We start from the raw sequence: 15,186 nt of genomic DNA, 5'->3' as shown, positions 1-15,186 counted from the left end.
CCCCATGCGCCCCATGCTGACCGATGACATCCGCGACTATGCCAATCGTTCGGTATTGTGCTGGCTGGCAACAAGTTCTGAGGCCGGGCCGTCGGTCAGTCCCAAGGAAATCTTTGCCTGCTTTGGGGATGATCGGATCATCATCGCCAATATTGCTTCCCCGCAATCGGTGCAGAATATCGCGCGTGATCCGCGTGTGTGCGTGAGTTTCGTCGATGTGTTTTCACAGCGCGGCTGGCAGCTTTATGGCGACGCGACCTTGCTGCGACGCGGGAATGACGGGTTTGAAGATCGCCAAGCGATCCTGCAGGAGATGGCAGGCGAGGCGTTTCGGGTGGCGACCCTGTTTGATGTCACGGTTACCAAGGCGCAAGAAATCCTGGCGCCCAGCTATCGGTTCAAGAAGGACGTGAATGAGGCCGACATGCGCGAAAGTGCGATGCGGACCTATGGCGTCAAACCGCACGCTATCTTTTAAGATGCCGGTTCTCTAAAATAATAACTATATGAGTCAGGATCGGACGTATAGCTTGTTGACGAAAACAGGCTGAAGCCACGCTTGTCGTAGACTTCCATATCAACACGGGTACCGATGCCTCGTAATCCGATCTCGCGTTTGGTTGTCCAGATACCGTCTTGATAGCTGTTGGTAACGGTCGTGATGTCACCGTCATCTTCGATATACTTGCATTCTCCGAGTACAAATTTGCACGCCCCTGATGGGGCTGGTCTCAGATGAAATGGATCTGCTGAATAGGAATGTGAGGTGCTCTTGCCGTTGGTTCGCATACGATACGGCTTTGTGAAGGCAGATGACGAGGTTGTTTTGTAGTAATAGTATTCTCCTAGCTTATAGAGGAAATCATATGTCCATGATTTACCGTCATGTTTCATGACGCGGTAATTCTTCGGAACATCTGAAATGCTCAGCGAGATGTCATTGGCGTCCGCTGGGGAGAGGATATTACCCTTATTGGTGCTGAGAACATCTGCAAGCTTTTGATCATGGCTTGCAGAATTCTGCGGGCCTTTGGGAAGGCTGTAAGAGAAACATCCAGTCAACAAAACGGCGTTGCCAACTGTCAGCATGACCATGATCAGCAGCTGTCGGATGCATCTAGTTTGATGTTTCTTCAAGGATTTCATAATCGTAACCCTCCCTTCCGAAGCCGTATGCTGTTGAAGAATAGAGCTTTATGCCATTTTTATCTAAGATGACGTTTTGGTAAGCATAGCCGCGCGTGCCGATGACTTTCCGTTTGTTTACCCAGACGCCGTTAAGAAACTTGCGATCAAATGCGCCGTATTTTTGATCCGGTTTAGCTTTGAGCTCACAGGGGCCTAGCTCAAAAAAGCATTCGCGTCGCACATTTAGAAAGCGTCCGCTGTCTATTTCTGATTCGTAAATACGACCCTTGATCCGGAACTCGCTTGTCCGGTTTGGCGTGGCTTCGCTGCGTACCGTGAAATAGTGATAGCCATCTTCTATTCGGTTGAATTTTACTTCCGTGCGCCCACCTCTCGTCGAGAAATAAACACGGGAAAAGTCTGGCGTAATATCAGAAAGATCGATTTTGGCTACGTCTTCCGGATAGAGGATATTGCCAGCGTGCTCTTCGAGTATTCGATTGACGTGATCGGTAATGAATAGGGGCTCTTGATACTCGGGGAAAAGCTCTTCTGAGATCGAATACGGTGCTGAAAGTTCCTGCGACTGAGCGTAGCTGGCGGGAGCGGCACAAAGTACAAGAAGTAACATTTTCGCCAAACGGCCAAACATTCCTCTGCTCACTCTGCTTCGTGTGTCCTGAGAATGGTGCATCGCTGGTGCCCGCTTAATTTAAAACCAAATGGCAGCAAAGTCTTGAATATCAAAATCTATCTTTGCGTGCAATTGGTCAAGAAATGCGCGCAGTATTCGAGTTGATTCTTAGCTTTCTGCCGCCACCTTGCTTTCACGGAAGATGACGAACAGGCCGCTGGCGGTAATGATGGCTGCGCCGACAAAGGTCAGCATATCGGGCGTTTCACCCCAGAACAGCCAACCCAGCGCTGTGGCCCAGATGAGGGCTGTGTAGTCAAAGGGCGCGACAGTCGGGGCCTCGGCGAAGCGGAAGGCCTGGGTGATCATGGTGATGCCCGAGGTGCCGAAAAACGCAATTGCCAGAAACAGCCAGATGTCTTCCGCGCGTACCGGGCTCCAGACAAACATCACCGGAATGCTCGTCAGGATCGCGCTGGTCAGGCTGAGATAAAGCAACAACGTCCACATGCTTTCACGCGCGTCAACAAAGCGCGCACTTAGCATCAGAAGCGCATAGGTGAACGCGGTTGCCACGGGCAGAAGCGAAATTAGCTCAAACGTTGCCGCACCCGGCCGGACAATCACCAATACCCCAACAAAACCAACACTGACCGCAAGCCAGCGCCGCCACCCGACGCGGGCAATGAAAATGGCCGACAGGGCGGTAATAAACAGGGGGGCGACAAAGGCGAGTGCAGTGGCCTCGGCCAGACCAAGGTGATGGATGCTGGTAAAGAACATCACGGTGGCGGCAATCCAGACGACACCACGCATGAAATGCACGTGAACCCGGCTTGACCGCAAACTGCGAGAACCGCCCATTTTGAGCGCCACCAAAAAGGCAAAGGGCAGGGCGATGATGTTGCGCAGGAAGATGATCTGGATCGGGGAATAATGATCCATCAGGCTTTTGGCCAGCGCATCATTGATACACAGCGCTGCCACCCCGCCACACATCGTCATGATGCCGGCAAGGTTGTTCTGGCGTGAAGTGTTGCTGGACGTCATCGCCCCTGTCCCCGCGTTTTGATCCGGTTTTTATCATTTTTCAAAATCAGATATCCCTTTCCAGATATCCGGTTCGCAACGCAGGGTCGAGCGATTTCATCACATCGATAAAGGCGCGTAAGGGTGGGGGAACCCGCCGGTGATCCGGGTAATACAGGAAAAGCCCCGGAATTTCGGGTAACCAGTCATCGAGCACAGTGACAAGATCACCATTGGCGATGGCACGCGCGGCATAAATCTCTGAAACGTAGGCAATGCCAAGCCCCTGTCGGGCGACATCGACCATCAGATCATGACGATCGAGCGTCAGCGGGCCGGACACATCAATCGAGATTTCCTGTCCCTGCTTTTCAAAATCCCAGTGATAGATCTTGCCGCTGGGAAAGCGATGGCGGATGCAATCATGGCTGTGCAAATCATCGGGCACGATGGGGCGGGGGCGGGTTTTGAAATAATCCGGTGACGCAACCGCGACAAAGCGAAATGGCGGGCCAAAGCGCACCGCCACCATATCAAGTGGCACGGCTTCGCCCAGCCGTGCCCCGGCATCAAAACCACCTGCGACGATATCGACAAGCCGTCCCTCGGTCACCAGATCAATCGCCACATCCGGATATCGTTTGCGCATTTCCGGCACAACATGACCGGTCAAAAGGCGCGCGGCCCCATCGGATGTGTTGATGCGCACCGTGCCAGACGTCCCGCCGGTGCGAAAGCTTTCGACCGTGCCCATGGCTTCTTCAAGGGTGAGTAGTGCCGGGCGCAACCGGTCCAAAAGCTGTTCGCCCGCCTCGGTCAGGGACACACTGCGCGTGGTGCGGTGAAGCAGACGGATATCAAGGTTGCTTTCCATGTTGCGCAGTGCGTGGCTGAGCGTGGAGGGCGCAACGCCCAGCGCATCGGCGGCCTTCCGGAAACTGCGATGGTCGGCAACGGCGATGAAAAACCGCATGTCGTTTAAGGTCGGCTGGCTGATTACTGGCATATTTTCACTAACCCATCCGAATTAAGCGGGATTATTGCATCAATCATTGGTTTCTATAGTCCCCCCCATGTTCAGAGCAAGACAGAAAGGAACTGACATGGACAAGACATGGTTGATTACCGGTGCATCGTCCGGGTTTGGTCGCGGGCTTACGGAAAAGGTATTGGCGCGCGGTGATCGCGTGATCGCAACCGTGCGACGCACAGGGTCGCTTGACGATCTGGTCGCGCAATATGGCGAACGGCTCAGTGTCGCTTATCTTGATGTAAGCGAACCAGATGCGGTGCAGAGGACTGTTGACAAGGCCTTTGCCGATTGCGGACGGATTGATTTCATCGTCAGCAATGCCGGCTTTGGCATCCTGGGGGCGGCCGAAGAAACCAGCATTGATCAGATGCGCCAGATTATTGATACCAACCTTCTGGGATCAATTGTTGTGATCAAGGCTGCCTTGCCACACCTGCGCGCGCAAGGATCGGGTCGTGTCATTCAGGTATCGTCCGAAGGCGGTCAGATCGCCTATCCGGGCTTTAGCCTGTATCACGCGACCAAATGGGGCATTGAGGGCTTTGTTGAATCGCTGGCCAAGGAAGTCGCGCCATTTGAAATTGAATTCATGCTGGTCGAACCCGGTCCGTCGCGCACCGCGTTTATCGGCTCCATCATCCAGCCAGATCCGATCAGTGATTATGACGGCACCCCGGCCCATGACCTCAAGGAAGCCGCCTTTGGCGGTGGCTGGGTGATCAAGGGTGATCCGGATCGCATGACAAATGCGATGATTGCGGCGGCAGATGCACCGAAAATGCCATTTCGTTTGTTGCTGGGGTCAGATGCCTATGACGGCGTTCATGCCGCACTGACCGAAAGGCTTGCAGCGCTTGAGGCCGGAAAAGACATCACCATCTCCGCCGATTTTACCGAGGAAGAACTTGCCGCAATGTAGGATCTTTTTTCGCAGATACCCAACGCAAAAACGCCGCCCGAAAGTGGGCGGCGTTTCGCAGTTTGATCGGCTTTGAGGAGACGATCATATGGATGTATTGGCAGCCGATCAGATCGCCATCTTGCGGTTGGCGTCGATATAAATCTCGCGCAGGCGCTTGGCGACCGGGCCGGGAACACCATCGCCAATCGGCTTGTCATCAATTTCGACAACCGGGCAGACAAAGGCCGAGGCCGAGGTTGAGAACGCTTCAGCCGCATTCTGGGCTTCTTCCACGGTGAAGTGGCGTTCTTCGACCTTGAGCTGAAGCTCCTCGGCGCATTTCAGGACCGCGGCACGGGTGATGCCGTGCAGGATGTCGGTCGACAGTTCACGCGTAACGATGGTGCCGTCCTTGGTGACGATATAGGCGTTGTTGCTTGACCCTTCGGTGACATAGCCATCCAGCACCATCCAGGCATCGTCCTTGCCCTTGGCCGCCGCATCGGTCTTGAGAAGCGATGCATAAAGCAGCTGGGTGGTCTTGATGTCAGACCGGCGCCAGCGGATGTCGGGGAAGGTCACGATCTTCTGGCCGCGTTCGGCAAGGGCTGATTTGATCAGCGATTTGCTTTGGGTGAACATCACGATGGTCGGCGGCGTTTGCGGGTCGATCGCGAAATCACGATCACCGGCCGAACCACGTGAAACCTGAAGGTAGATCAGGCCTTCGGTGATGTCATTGAGCTTCACCAGTTCGCGGTGGGCTTCAAGAAGCTGATCGATATCGGGCTTGAACTGGAATTTGAGCTCGGCAAGCGAGCGTTCGAGACGCTTCATGTGACCCATGAAGTCAATCAGCTTGCCATCAAGGACCGAGGTCACTTCATACACGCCGTCGGCGAACAGGAAGGATCGGTCAAAAATCGAAATCTTTGCTTCGGTTTCGGGCAAAAACTCGCCGTTCACATAAACAGTGCGCATCGTAACTTTCCTGTCTGGCAAGCGGACCCTTCGCGATCCGTCTTGGGTGGATAAAGCGACGTTTCCAAAGGTCGGCCTTTTGATGCGATCTTGTTTTGATGCATGGCGACCATCTGTTTTAACGTTTCAAGAGTCTCAAATATCACAGGGGGACGCAATCTGTCGCGCAAAAGCTCTATATCGTGCGTGTAAAAGGTGAATTGTTGCTTGAATGGGCCGTGAACATGGGGTGAATGCTGTGAGTGTGGCCGTGATTGTCGATATTATTCGCAGATTATTCGATTTAAAATTTTTCGATTTTTTGCGTTTGACCGTAACATAGGTTGAGGTTTTATCGTCCTGCTTCATGAGATCAAACGATGATGAAAAGACATCGTCAAAGGAATGGAGCCTTGTGATGAATAGCCACCAGCCCGTCACCCATAACGCCCCGGTCGCAACAGACCATAACGTTTTGCAAAGCCGGATCAATGCCAGTTGGGCCGCCCCGATCAGCATCGATCCGGAGCGCGTCGATCAGAAGCTGATCCATGACGGGCGGGGTGGCTATTGTTTTGAGCAAAACGGCCTGTTTCGCCGGGTGTTGCGCAGCCTTGGCTTTGACGTCGAAGGTCTGGCCGGGCGGGTTTTATGGGGCTATGGCCCGAATGATTTGCCCCGTCCGCGCTGCCACATGGCCAACCGGGTGATGATTGATGGCGAAGCATGGCTGGCCGATGTTGGGTTGGGCGGCTGTGTGCCAACCGGGCCGTTATTGCTTGATATCGAAACGCCACAAGCAACCCCGCATGACACATACCGCGTGACCAAGGGCGCGCACAGCTATCGGGTTGAACTGGAACGTGATGGTGTGTGGAAGGCGGTACATGAGATCGATATCGCACCTGTTTCGGATATCGATTACGAGGTCATGAACTGGTACGCATCCGATCACCCCGAAAGCGGGTTTTGCAAGACCCTGATGGTCGCCAGATCTGCCCCGTTTGCGCGCTTTACGTTGCTGAACAACCGCCTGACCATCCGGCTGGTCACCGGTGAGGAAGAGCAACACACGCTCAGCGTTGGCGATATTCCGCAGACGCTCAAAGACATCTTTGGCATCGCGCCGGACCCGGCCTGGCGCGGCGCCTTTGCCAGACTGGTCAATCACAGTCACGGATAACCGATTGTGCGGTGTTTATCCGGCTATGAATGATCAAGGGCGGGGAGTTTTGCTCCCCGCCCGCTGATTCCGGATCTGGTTTGGGTGTCTGTCGACCGTGATGGTCTATATTCCCGGATTACTCCGGGTGGGCGGCCTCAATGATCAGGTCGGCGACTGCCTGCGGATGGGATACCATGACAACGTGCGAGGCATCATTAACCACAACTGTTTTACGTGCATCTGCCCGTTCTGCCATAAAGGTCATGGCTGCTGGCGGGATGTTTTTATCGGCAGTGCCAAAGATGTGATAGGACGGCAGATCCTTCCATGCGGCCTGCTGTGCCGGTTCATTGAGCGCAAAGTCGGTGACAGGGCGCTGGGCGGCTGCCATCAGGCGGGCCTTTTCCGCCGGTACGTCAGCAGCAAATTGCTGTCCGAATTTTGCCTGATCAATATAAAGATCATTGATCCCGTTACCGATTGCGACCGGTGCTGCCAGTGCTTCGCCCAATGTGCTGCCGGGGAACTGGCCGGCAAGTTGGGCAACGGTTTCACCGGGTTCGGCGGCAAAGGATGCCACATAGACCAGCGATTTGACATTTGCGGCCCCCGAGGCGGCAGCGCTGATGACCATGCCGCCATATGAATGGCCGACCAGAACCGTTTCACCATCGATACTGTCAATGACGGCGCGGGCATAGGCGGCATCACCGGACACACTGCGCAGCGGGTTGGCAACACTGACGACCGGATAGCCGTCGGCAAGCAGAATGTCGGTCACACCATCCCAACTGTCAGAGGCGGCAAAGGCGCCATGGATCAGAACGATGGTCGGGCGGTTTGTCGGTGCGTTGTCATCTGCAAAGGCGCCGACGGGCGCGGATAACAGACCCAGGCCAAATGCGGTGGCGGTGAGCAGTTTTTTCAGGTTGGTCATTTTCATCTCTCCTTGTACCGGCTTCGGATCGCGAAGCGCTGTAATGCTGATAGAGATGTGGATACCTTGATAAATTAAACATCGCAATAATAAATCGTGCACGATTCAATTCTGCGCGATCACATAATCGTGAGCGCCGCATCAAATGGCGGCAGTCCAGGGATCGCGGCAATGGAAACAGGTGGCAAATTACGGGCCGGTCATGTGAACGCGTCTGGACGTTGGACCCGGACCAAGGCGCCAAGATCGCAGCTTTGTTATTGGCCAACCTTTGCGTTGGCCGCGTTCGTCAGGCTTTCCATATAGCTCAGCAGATCGGCGATGCTTTGCGAGGTAAAGGAAAATTCCGGCATGGTCATGTTGTCATGCGATACCGTGATGCCTTCGGCCAGGGCTTCTTCAAGGTTTTCCAGCGGCCAGCGTTGCCCGAAACTGGCAAGGGCCGGGGCGGTGGTCACGTTTGGATCGGGCAGGGGATCGCCTTCGAATTTGGTGTGACAGCGCAGGCAGGTCTGTTCGGCAATCGATTGGCCGCGTTCGACATCGCCATAGGCCTCGCCCTTGTGCGCCATATAGTCGCTAATGCCCCACATGCCCAAGGCCACAACACCGGTCAACAGGATGACAAGGCTGGTTTTCTGCATGGCGGGCTCCCCGATGGCGTTTTTTTCGTGTCTGATGATCAATTGTATAACAAGGCAAGGTAACGAATTTCCTAAAGTTAATGTCGTTGCTTTATGATGTTGGTAAGAATAAAATTGAAAACGTCATACGATGTTAGTCGATTTCATTCAGGGGGATAGAAATGAGGAATTCACCGCTTTACGCATTTGCACTTTCGATTCTGGTCGCGACGCCTGCCTTGGCCCATACGGGGGCCGGTTCGGTTTCCGGATTTGCGTCAGGTTTTGGCCATCCTATTGGCGGTCTTGATCATTTGTTGGCAATGATTGCTGGTGGTATTCTGGCCTCCCAGCAAGGTGGCAAGTCACTCTGGCTTTTGCCGGTTTCTTTTGTGGCGATGATGGTTGTCGGGGGTGCCCTGGGAATTGCAGGCGTTGCGGTGCCGTTTGTTGAGCTGGGCATTGTGGGTTCTGTGATCGTGCTGGGTGCCGTTATCGCGCTTGGCAAGCATATGCCAACGGGCGCTGCGATGGCGTTGGTTGGGGTTCTGGCGATCTTCCATGGTCATGCGCACGGCACGGAAATGCCGGTTGATGCCAGTGGTTTTGAATATGGTCTTGGCTTTGCGCTTGCGACGGCCATGTTGCATGCGGTTGGTCTTGGCCTTGGTCTTGCTGCTCAGAAGGCGGCCGAGAAATTTGCACCTGTCGCCGTTCGGATCGGCGGCGGTGTGATCGCGGCAGCCGGTCTGGCATTGTTTGCGGCATAAGCAGCAAGAATACGCTGGGCGCGTTTCTGATGGCTGAAATTTATGAAAATGCGGGCGATGTCATGCGGCCGCATTTTTTTTGATCGATGTGGTGCCTATGACCGATGGATAGGGAGCACAATACAAAGTTGATAATCAGTATCATTTGCGCTAAGCGTGTCATCCCATGCGGGCACGGGGCTTGCCCGCCATGTGCAAAGGACATTCTGATTGGCTTCAAACGCGACATCAAATGTGACGTCATTGGCGCTGTTCATGCGCCAACGATCCGCACTTGTGAACTATGCCAGCAGCATCATCGGCAGCCGCGTGCAGGCCGAAGATCTGGTGCAGGAAGCATGGTTGCGGTTTGATGCGGCGACCAAGGGGCGGTTTCTGGATGATACCACCGGCTATCTGTACCGGATCGTGCGCAATCTGGCACTTGATAGCAAACGCCAGATTGCCCGTGAAAGCAGTCTGACGGCGGCATCTGATTATGACGTTGCCGTGCAAACGCGCGCATCCGACAGCCCGGACCCGGAAACGGTTGCGGTGTACAAGGATGAATACGCGATTTTGATGCAAGCACTTTCCGAACTGCCCGAACGCACGCGCATTGCGTGTGAAATGCATCGAGTGGGTGGCGCAAAGCTGCGCGAGATTGCCGATTATCTCGATATTTCAGTGCCGCTTGCGCATAAGCTTGTATCTGAGGGCATTGATCATTGCCGTGAACGGCTGGGTGGCTGGCCATGAGGATCATTCATTGCCCAACCAAACAGTTTGGCCTTGCAGAAATTTGCGCCATAACCCGCACAGATGGTGACGCGTTGCGTGATATCGGCTATATCGCCCTGATCGCACCAGGCGGTGCAACGGGGGCGCAATAGGGTGATGGCAGAGATAACCGATCCAGTTCAAAAACAGGCGGGCAAGGCCGCGACCGAATGGTTGATCCGCCTGCAGGAAGATCCGGAAAACCTGGAACTGCAAGCACGGTTTGCCGACTGGTGTGCCGAGGATCCAGCCCATCTTGATGCCTGGAACGCCACGCAAAAGACCGCCGATCTGATGGCAAATGCCAAGCCGTCTGGGACGGCCGATTGGCAGGCGTTCCTTGATGCGCGCCGTGAGGCTGGCGACAAAGGCGGTGCCCACGGCCAACAGAATGACGCGGTCGCGGCGCTTTTGAATATTGATTACGAAAAGGCTGTTGCCGAGGGCAAGGTCATCTCGGCGCAAACCCAGTTTCAAAAGCGCGGCAATATGTCCTGGCGCGGGATCGGGCTTGGCGGGGTGGCGGTGGCTGCATCACTTGTGGCCGCCATCATCGGGCCGGATATCGCCACCCATATGCAGGCCGATCATGTGACATCGACCGGTGAGATGCGCACCATCACGCTTTCTGATAACAGCACGGTGACCCTTGCGCCGGAAAGCGCGATTACGGTGCATTTTGACGGGTCAACACGCTTTGTCGAATTGCTCGATGGGGAGGCGTTCTTTGATGTCACCCCGGACCCGCAAAAGCCGTTTCGCGTCGGCGCGGATGAGGTGATGGTCACGGTGCTTGGCACTGGGTTTGATGTTTCCGAAGGCAATGCGGTCTCCATGGTTGGCGTCGAACATGGGCGGGTTCAGGTCGAAAATGCCGCCAATGTTCCGGCGGTTTTTGAAATTCTTGAAGCCGGGCAGAATGTCCGGGTCGGGCAGGACGGCACGGTGATCCGTCATCCTTCGCCGACCAGCCAGATCGGCGCCTGGCGCAAGAACCAACTGATCGCACAGGATCAACCATTATCCGAAGTTGTCGATCAGCTCCGGTGCTATTTCAAGGGCACCATCCTGATCACCGATGAGGTCCTGGCCGCCCAGACGGTTACAGGCGTTTATCGCCTTGATGATCCGGTAACGGCCTTGCGCGGTATGGCGCGGGCGCAAAAGGCAACGGTGCGTGAGATCACCCCGTGGGTTCTGGTCGTCTCGAAGTCCTGATGGCGGTGGGGGGCCGGATTTCGGCACCCGTTTATAGTCACCTGCCAGAAAAAATAATGCCTTTCAAATCCGCAGAATTTTGCGGGTTTGGGGCCATCCTGATGATTTCCCATAAAAATTTTTGAAAAAACAGAACCGGCATCCGTTTTGTCTTTTATGCGAAATTGAGAAGCGTTTGCATTCTCAATTTGTTTCAGGCATAGGACATGAAACGGAGATAGAAGAAAATGATGAATGGGGGTGCAGCCCGGCTGCAAAATCGTGGTCGTGTTGTGGTAATTGCCAGTGCCTTGATGATGACAAGTGCCTTGGCACCGGTCGTGTTTGTATCGACTGCCAGCGCACAGGTCAGTGCCAGCGGGATCGACGCAGAACATGCGTTTGACATTCCGGCACAATCACTGACCAGTGCCTTGGCCCAGTTTGGCGTGCAGGCCAGTGTGCAGGTCACCGTCGATGGTGCGCTGGTACGTGGGCATGAAGCGCCGACCATTAATGGCACGATGCGCGCAAGCACAGCCCTTGAAGCGCTTCTGCGTGGTTCGGGTCTTGATTACGACGTCACCAGTGATGGCACGGTTGTGATCGAGGCCGTGACCAGCAGTGCCGGCGAGGAAGTCCTTGATACGCTGCGCGTTGAGGCCAATGCGGCAGAGGCCGCCGATCCGACCAAGGCCATCACCGACAGTTTTGTTGCGAACCGCACGCGGACGGCATCAAAAACCAATACGGCAATCATTGATGATCCGGCCTCTGTTTCCGTGATCACCCAGAAAGAGATGGAAACGCGTAATGTCCAACGTGTTGCCGAGGCACTGGGCTACACATCCGGTGTGACGGTCGATGAGTACGGGTCGGATCAACGCTCCGATTTTGTCCGCATCCGCGGGTTCTATCAATCAACGCTTGGCTATTATCGCGATGGCCTGCCGATGCGGGTGTATAACTTCACCAATGGCCGAATGGAACCTTATGGCCTGCAGCAGATTGATATCCTGAAGGGATCAACATCGAGCCTGTTTGGCTTGAACGGCCCGGGTGGTCTGGTCAATGCGACGACCAAGCGTCCGCAGGACGAAGCCCATGGTGAGGTCTTTACGACCTTTGGTGAAGACCATCTGACGGGTGGCGGAGATGTTGGTGGCAAGGTTGCGGAGGACAGCAACTGGAGCTACCGCTTGACTGCGTTGTGGCAGGATGCGGCGAATAGTCAGGATTACTCACAAGATGATCGTCTCTATATTGCCCCGGCCTTTACCTTTAAGCCCAAGGCAGGCACGGAATTGACGATCCTGACCAACTACAACAACCGCAAAAGCACGCCGGGTTACGGCTTTCCGCGCGGTGTAGATGTTGATCCGGACACGTTCCTGGGTGAGCCCGGCTTCCATACCTTCAATACCGAAGAAACCAATGTCGGGTATGAGTTTTCGCACGCGCTTAACGATAATCTCGAGTTTCGCCAGAACGCGCGCTACAACCATGTCGATCTAACCTATCAGCATCTTTATTCGACTGGTGATCCGACGAGCTCACGTACCGGCACGGATACCCGTGGGGAGCTCAACCGGTTTTCTGTCGACAACCAGGTCGAATACGATACGTCCTGGGATCGCTTTGACAGCAAGTCGCTGGTCGGGTTCGATTACACCTATGGTTATAATGATGAGCGGGCCTATACCGCATCAGCACCGGGCATAAGTGTGACAAATCCAAGCTATTGTGGTGTGTCTTGCGTCAGTCTGAGCTTCAATACGGATGCTCAGACCGAACAGAATAGCTATGGCCTGTACGCGCAAGAGCAGCTTACCATCGATGATGACTGGATTCTGACGTTTGGCGGTCGATATGATTATGTTCAAACCGACCTAGACTCTTTGGGAACGAGTGGCCTGACCACGATCGAGCGTAACGATGAAGCCTTCACCTCGCGTCTTGGTCTGACCTACAAGGTTACTGATGGCTTGTCTGTTTATGGTAACTATTCTGAATCGTTCCAGCCGATTTATTCGGATGCCGGTTACTATGATAACGGCCCGGAACCACAGGAAGGCGAGCAGTATGAGGTTGGTGTCAAATACCAGCCCGAAGCCTTCGATGCCCTGTTCACCGCAGCCCTTTTCGATCTGACCCAAACAAATGTTGTGCAGTGGATTTCACAGACCGAACGCAATCAGGTGGGTGAAGTCAATTCGCGCGGGCTGGAGCTTGAAGGCAAGTTTCAGCTCTTTGACAACATGAATGCGACGCTGGCCTACACCTATATGGATGCCGAGGTCACCAAGGACGCGACTGAGTCCAACATCGGCAAGCGCCCGGCATCGGTTCCCGATCAGGTGGCATCTGCCTGGCTTGATTACACCATCCCGGGGCAGGACTCGGTTGGGGATCTGACCTTTGGGGCTGGTGTTCGGTACGTCGGCGGGACCTATGCGGATAACGGCAATACACTGCCGATGAGCGCATATGCGGTTAGCGATGCCATGATCAATTACATGGTCACCGACAATGTCAGCCTTGCTGTCAATGTCTCCAACCTGTTTGACCGTGAGTATGTCGCCTATTCCTACAGCGAAGATTACTATGGCCCAGGCCGAACCGTCCTCGGGACGCTCAAATATAGTTGGTAACTGCATAACGACTTAAAGAAACGGCCGCCTGTTGTGACGACTGGCGGCCGCTTTGTTGTGTCAGGGCGGGGGTAAAGGCTAGCTGCCATCGGCTGTACGAAAGACCGTCAGGCCGTTGACCACAACCCGCCCATCGGGCAGCAACTGACCATCATATTCGGTGGTGCCTTGTGGGCCCGGGCGTCCGGCGGCAAGGCCGTTTACGGCAAAGGGTACAAGCGCGCCAAGGATGGTTGGGTTATCCGGCGTTCCCAATAGATCGACCAGCTTTTCTTGCCCCAGAAGTCTGAAATCAAAATCGCCGATGAAGCCATAACGTGCCGCGGCCTGGGCCAGGAATTCGCCAGAACCCAGCGCCTCAAGCCCGCGGGATTCAATATAGAACTCGTCAACCTTGACCGGGGCGCCATTCTGGGCGGCCTTTTTCCACAGTGCATCGCCAATCTGGCGGCGGGCAAAGCGCGGGGCGGTGCCGGTCAGGATATCGTGGAAACCCTTTTCGATAATGGGCTGGGCATCCGACCAGGGCAGGCCGGCACTGCTGGTTTTCACCCGCACCGTGCGCGGCTGGATCAGGCTTGGCAGCCACAAACCATCATGGGAATAATCCAGATGGGTCGCGCCATCGTCGTCGGGATAAAGCGTGAAGTTCGCCGATTTGATCGAGCCGCGTTTTTCGCGGTTGGGGCCGGTCCATTCGGCTGCCTGCCAGGCGATCTTGGCCATTTCGGGCAACCATTGAATGATCAGGCCATTGATCAGCCAGTGCTTGCGCGAAACCGGTTCGTCGCCCACCAGGAAATCGGCAAAGCCGTCAAAGGTAACCGGAACATTGCGCGCGGTATCCCAACGCAGATAACCCCCGGCATTGCGCAGCGTCAGGTCACGCTGATCGCTGGTTGCCTCGGCCAGCATTTTTGCCTGTTCGGGCAGTTTGACATCAAGGTCAACCTGACTGGCCGTATCGGTATCGCGCACGGTTACCAGAACGTCATCCATCGCCAGCTGGCGCGGGGTCGAATAGCCGCTGAGATCAAGGGAAACCGCGTCAAAAACCAGTTCGACCGCATCGCCATCTATCATGCGGGCATCGACCTCGGTCGCGGAAATGCCCGATTGCATCAGGATCGCATCAACGGCCGTCCGGGCATCTTCAACGGAAATAGCGTCGGCACGTGTGGTCAGGCCGGCAATCGAAATTGCCAGAACGCCAAAGCCGGTAAGTGCCTTTCGCAACTGCATGACGGGATCCTTTTGCTTGCCAGAAGGGGGAAATACACCCTCTGTTGGTAACGCACGCCAGAGTTTACCCCAAATTTGGTAATGTTAGGGCAACGTAATTCAGATGTAATGCAGATCACCCGCCACCCATCGGGAATTTTCGCCACGATGGGTCACA

The 15,186-nt window shown here is 55.0% G+C and carries 16 protein-coding genes; 8 read left to right on the top strand and 8 right to left on the bottom strand.

Annotation, left to right across the window (positions count from 1 at the left end; translation table 11 throughout):
- Positions 1-4: 4 nt before the first annotated feature.
- On the top strand, positions 5-478 hold the full coding sequence (locus DY252_RS16280) for a pyridoxamine 5'-phosphate oxidase family protein (RefSeq protein ID WP_064788424.1): 474 nt from the start codon (positions 5-7) through the stop codon (positions 476-478).
- Here the strand turns inward: DY252_RS16280 and DY252_RS16275 are convergent.
- From DY252_RS16275 to DY252_RS16260, 4 genes are all read right to left on the bottom strand, one after another.
- Positions 475-1,146, bottom strand: coding sequence for a hypothetical protein (locus tag DY252_RS16275; RefSeq protein WP_129542750.1), 672 nt, complete (start codon positions 1,144-1,146; stop codon positions 475-477). The genes DY252_RS16280 and DY252_RS16275 overlap by 4 nt on opposite strands.
- Positions 1,118-1,780: a hypothetical protein gene (locus tag DY252_RS16270; RefSeq protein ID WP_064788422.1), complete on the bottom strand. Its 663-nt coding sequence runs from the start codon at positions 1,778-1,780 to the stop codon at positions 1,118-1,120. The genes DY252_RS16275 and DY252_RS16270 overlap by 29 nt, the downstream gene beginning before the upstream one ends.
- Before the next feature lie 150 nt (positions 1,781-1,930).
- A complete protein-coding gene (locus tag DY252_RS16265) occupies positions 1,931-2,812 on the bottom strand; it encodes a DMT family transporter (RefSeq protein ID WP_064788421.1) in 882 nt (293 codons plus the stop codon).
- Between the two features lie 46 nt (positions 2,813-2,858).
- Positions 2,859-3,797 carry a LysR family transcriptional regulator gene (locus DY252_RS16260; RefSeq protein ID WP_064788420.1) on the bottom strand — a complete coding sequence of 313 codons (939 nt, stop codon included), beginning with the start codon at positions 3,795-3,797 and terminating at the stop codon, positions 2,859-2,861.
- A 97-nt stretch (positions 3,798-3,894) separates the two neighbouring features.
- Between DY252_RS16260 and DY252_RS16255 the strand changes: the two genes are divergently transcribed.
- On the top strand, positions 3,895-4,743 hold the full coding sequence (locus DY252_RS16255; RefSeq protein WP_064788419.1) for an SDR family oxidoreductase: 849 nt from the start codon (positions 3,895-3,897) through the stop codon (positions 4,741-4,743).
- A 108-nt stretch (positions 4,744-4,851) separates the two neighbouring features.
- Here DY252_RS16255 and DY252_RS16250 read toward each other — a convergent pair whose 3' ends face one another.
- Positions 4,852-5,706: a D-amino-acid transaminase gene (locus tag DY252_RS16250; RefSeq protein WP_064788418.1), complete on the bottom strand. Its 855-nt coding sequence runs from the start codon at positions 5,704-5,706 to the stop codon at positions 4,852-4,854.
- Between the two features lie 397 nt (positions 5,707-6,103).
- Between DY252_RS16250 and DY252_RS16245 the strand changes: the two genes are divergently transcribed.
- Positions 6,104-6,868, top strand: coding sequence for an arylamine N-acetyltransferase family protein (locus DY252_RS16245; protein ID WP_165374916.1), 765 nt, complete (start codon positions 6,104-6,106; stop codon positions 6,866-6,868).
- Positions 6,869-6,986: 118 nt separating this feature from the next.
- On the opposite strand, the gene DY252_RS16240 is transcribed toward DY252_RS16245, so the two are convergent.
- Together DY252_RS16240 and DY252_RS16235 are read right to left on the bottom strand one after the other, a co-directional pair.
- Positions 6,987-7,787: an alpha/beta fold hydrolase gene (locus tag DY252_RS16240; RefSeq protein WP_231959682.1), complete on the bottom strand. Its 801-nt coding sequence runs from the start codon at positions 7,785-7,787 to the stop codon at positions 6,987-6,989.
- A gap of 257 nt (positions 7,788-8,044) precedes the next feature.
- Positions 8,045-8,431, bottom strand: coding sequence for a c-type cytochrome (locus DY252_RS16235; protein ID WP_064788611.1), 387 nt, complete (start codon positions 8,429-8,431; stop codon positions 8,045-8,047).
- Between the two features lie 161 nt (positions 8,432-8,592).
- Here DY252_RS16235 and DY252_RS16230 point away from each other — a divergent pair, with 161 nt between their 5' ends.
- The 5 genes from DY252_RS16230 (at position 8,593) to DY252_RS16215 (ending at position 13,787) form a co-directional block, all read left to right on the top strand.
- Positions 8,593-9,180, top strand: coding sequence for a HupE/UreJ family protein (locus DY252_RS16230; RefSeq protein WP_064788416.1), 588 nt, complete (start codon positions 8,593-8,595; stop codon positions 9,178-9,180).
- A 210-nt stretch (positions 9,181-9,390) separates the two neighbouring features.
- Positions 9,391-9,918, top strand: a complete 528-nt coding sequence (locus DY252_RS16225; protein ID WP_231959681.1) for a sigma-70 family RNA polymerase sigma factor — start codon at positions 9,391-9,393, stop codon at positions 9,916-9,918.
- Entirely contained in the window at positions 9,915-10,052 is a 138-nt protein-coding gene (locus DY252_RS22190; protein WP_156518940.1) for a hypothetical protein, read from the top strand. Before DY252_RS16225 ends, DY252_RS22190 begins: the two co-directional genes overlap by 4 nt.
- 4 nt (positions 10,053-10,056) lie before the next feature.
- Positions 10,057-11,157, top strand: a complete 1,101-nt coding sequence (locus DY252_RS16220) for a FecR family protein (RefSeq protein ID WP_064788415.1) — start codon at positions 10,057-10,059, stop codon at positions 11,155-11,157.
- A gap of 227 nt (positions 11,158-11,384) precedes the next feature.
- The gene (locus DY252_RS16215) at positions 11,385-13,787 is read left to right on the top strand and encodes a TonB-dependent siderophore receptor (protein ID WP_064788414.1); all 2,403 of its coding nucleotides are present in this window, start codon (positions 11,385-11,387) and stop codon (positions 13,785-13,787) included.
- Between the two features lie 78 nt (positions 13,788-13,865).
- On the opposite strand, the gene DY252_RS16210 is transcribed toward DY252_RS16215, so the two are convergent.
- Entirely contained in the window at positions 13,866-15,029 is a 1,164-nt protein-coding gene (locus DY252_RS16210) for a hypothetical protein (protein ID WP_064788413.1), read from the bottom strand.
- Positions 15,030-15,186: the final 157 nt, after the last annotated feature.

Origin of the sequence: Thalassospira indica (genome assembly GCF_003403095.1) — a bacterium.
GTDB classification, from domain to species: Bacteria; Pseudomonadota; Alphaproteobacteria; order Rhodospirillales; family Thalassospiraceae; genus Thalassospira; species Thalassospira indica.
Note: the sequence above shows the minus strand (reverse complement) of the source record. Positions and strands in the feature narration are given on the sequence as shown.

Excerpts from the sequence above, each read along its gene's own strand:
- DY252_RS16280 (WP_064788424.1), top strand. The coding sequence starts at position 5 with ATGCGCCCCATGCTGACCGATGACATCCGCGACTATGCCAATCGTTCG.
- DY252_RS16275 (WP_129542750.1), bottom strand. The coding sequence starts at position 1,146 with ATGAAATCCTTGAAGAAACATCAAACTAGATGCATCCGACAGCTGCTG.
- DY252_RS16270 (WP_064788422.1), bottom strand. The coding sequence starts at position 1,780 with ATGTTTGGCCGTTTGGCGAAAATGTTACTTCTTGTACTTTGTGCCGCT.
- DY252_RS16265 (WP_064788421.1), bottom strand. The coding sequence starts at position 2,812 with ATGACGTCCAGCAACACTTCACGCCAGAACAACCTTGCCGGCATCATG.
- DY252_RS16260 (WP_064788420.1), bottom strand. The coding sequence starts at position 3,797 with ATGCCAGTAATCAGCCAGCCGACCTTAAACGACATGCGGTTTTTCATC.
- DY252_RS16255 (WP_064788419.1), top strand. The coding sequence starts at position 3,895 with ATGGACAAGACATGGTTGATTACCGGTGCATCGTCCGGGTTTGGTCGC.
- DY252_RS16250 (WP_064788418.1), bottom strand. The coding sequence starts at position 5,706 with ATGCGCACTGTTTATGTGAACGGCGAGTTTTTGCCCGAAACCGAAGCA.
- DY252_RS16245 (WP_165374916.1), top strand. The coding sequence starts at position 6,104 with ATGAATAGCCACCAGCCCGTCACCCATAACGCCCCGGTCGCAACAGAC.
- DY252_RS16240 (WP_231959682.1), bottom strand. The coding sequence starts at position 7,787 with ATGACCAACCTGAAAAAACTGCTCACCGCCACCGCATTTGGCCTGGGT.
- DY252_RS16235 (WP_064788611.1), bottom strand. The coding sequence starts at position 8,431 with ATGCAGAAAACCAGCCTTGTCATCCTGTTGACCGGTGTTGTGGCCTTG.
- DY252_RS16230 (WP_064788416.1), top strand. The coding sequence starts at position 8,593 with ATGAGGAATTCACCGCTTTACGCATTTGCACTTTCGATTCTGGTCGCG.
- DY252_RS22190 (WP_156518940.1), top strand. The coding sequence starts at position 9,915 with ATGAGGATCATTCATTGCCCAACCAAACAGTTTGGCCTTGCAGAAATT.
- DY252_RS16220 (WP_064788415.1), top strand. The coding sequence starts at position 10,057 with ATGGCAGAGATAACCGATCCAGTTCAAAAACAGGCGGGCAAGGCCGCG.
- DY252_RS16215 (WP_064788414.1), top strand. The coding sequence starts at position 11,385 with ATGATGAATGGGGGTGCAGCCCGGCTGCAAAATCGTGGTCGTGTTGTG.
- DY252_RS16210 (WP_064788413.1), bottom strand. The coding sequence starts at position 15,029 with ATGCAGTTGCGAAAGGCACTTACCGGCTTTGGCGTTCTGGCAATTTCG.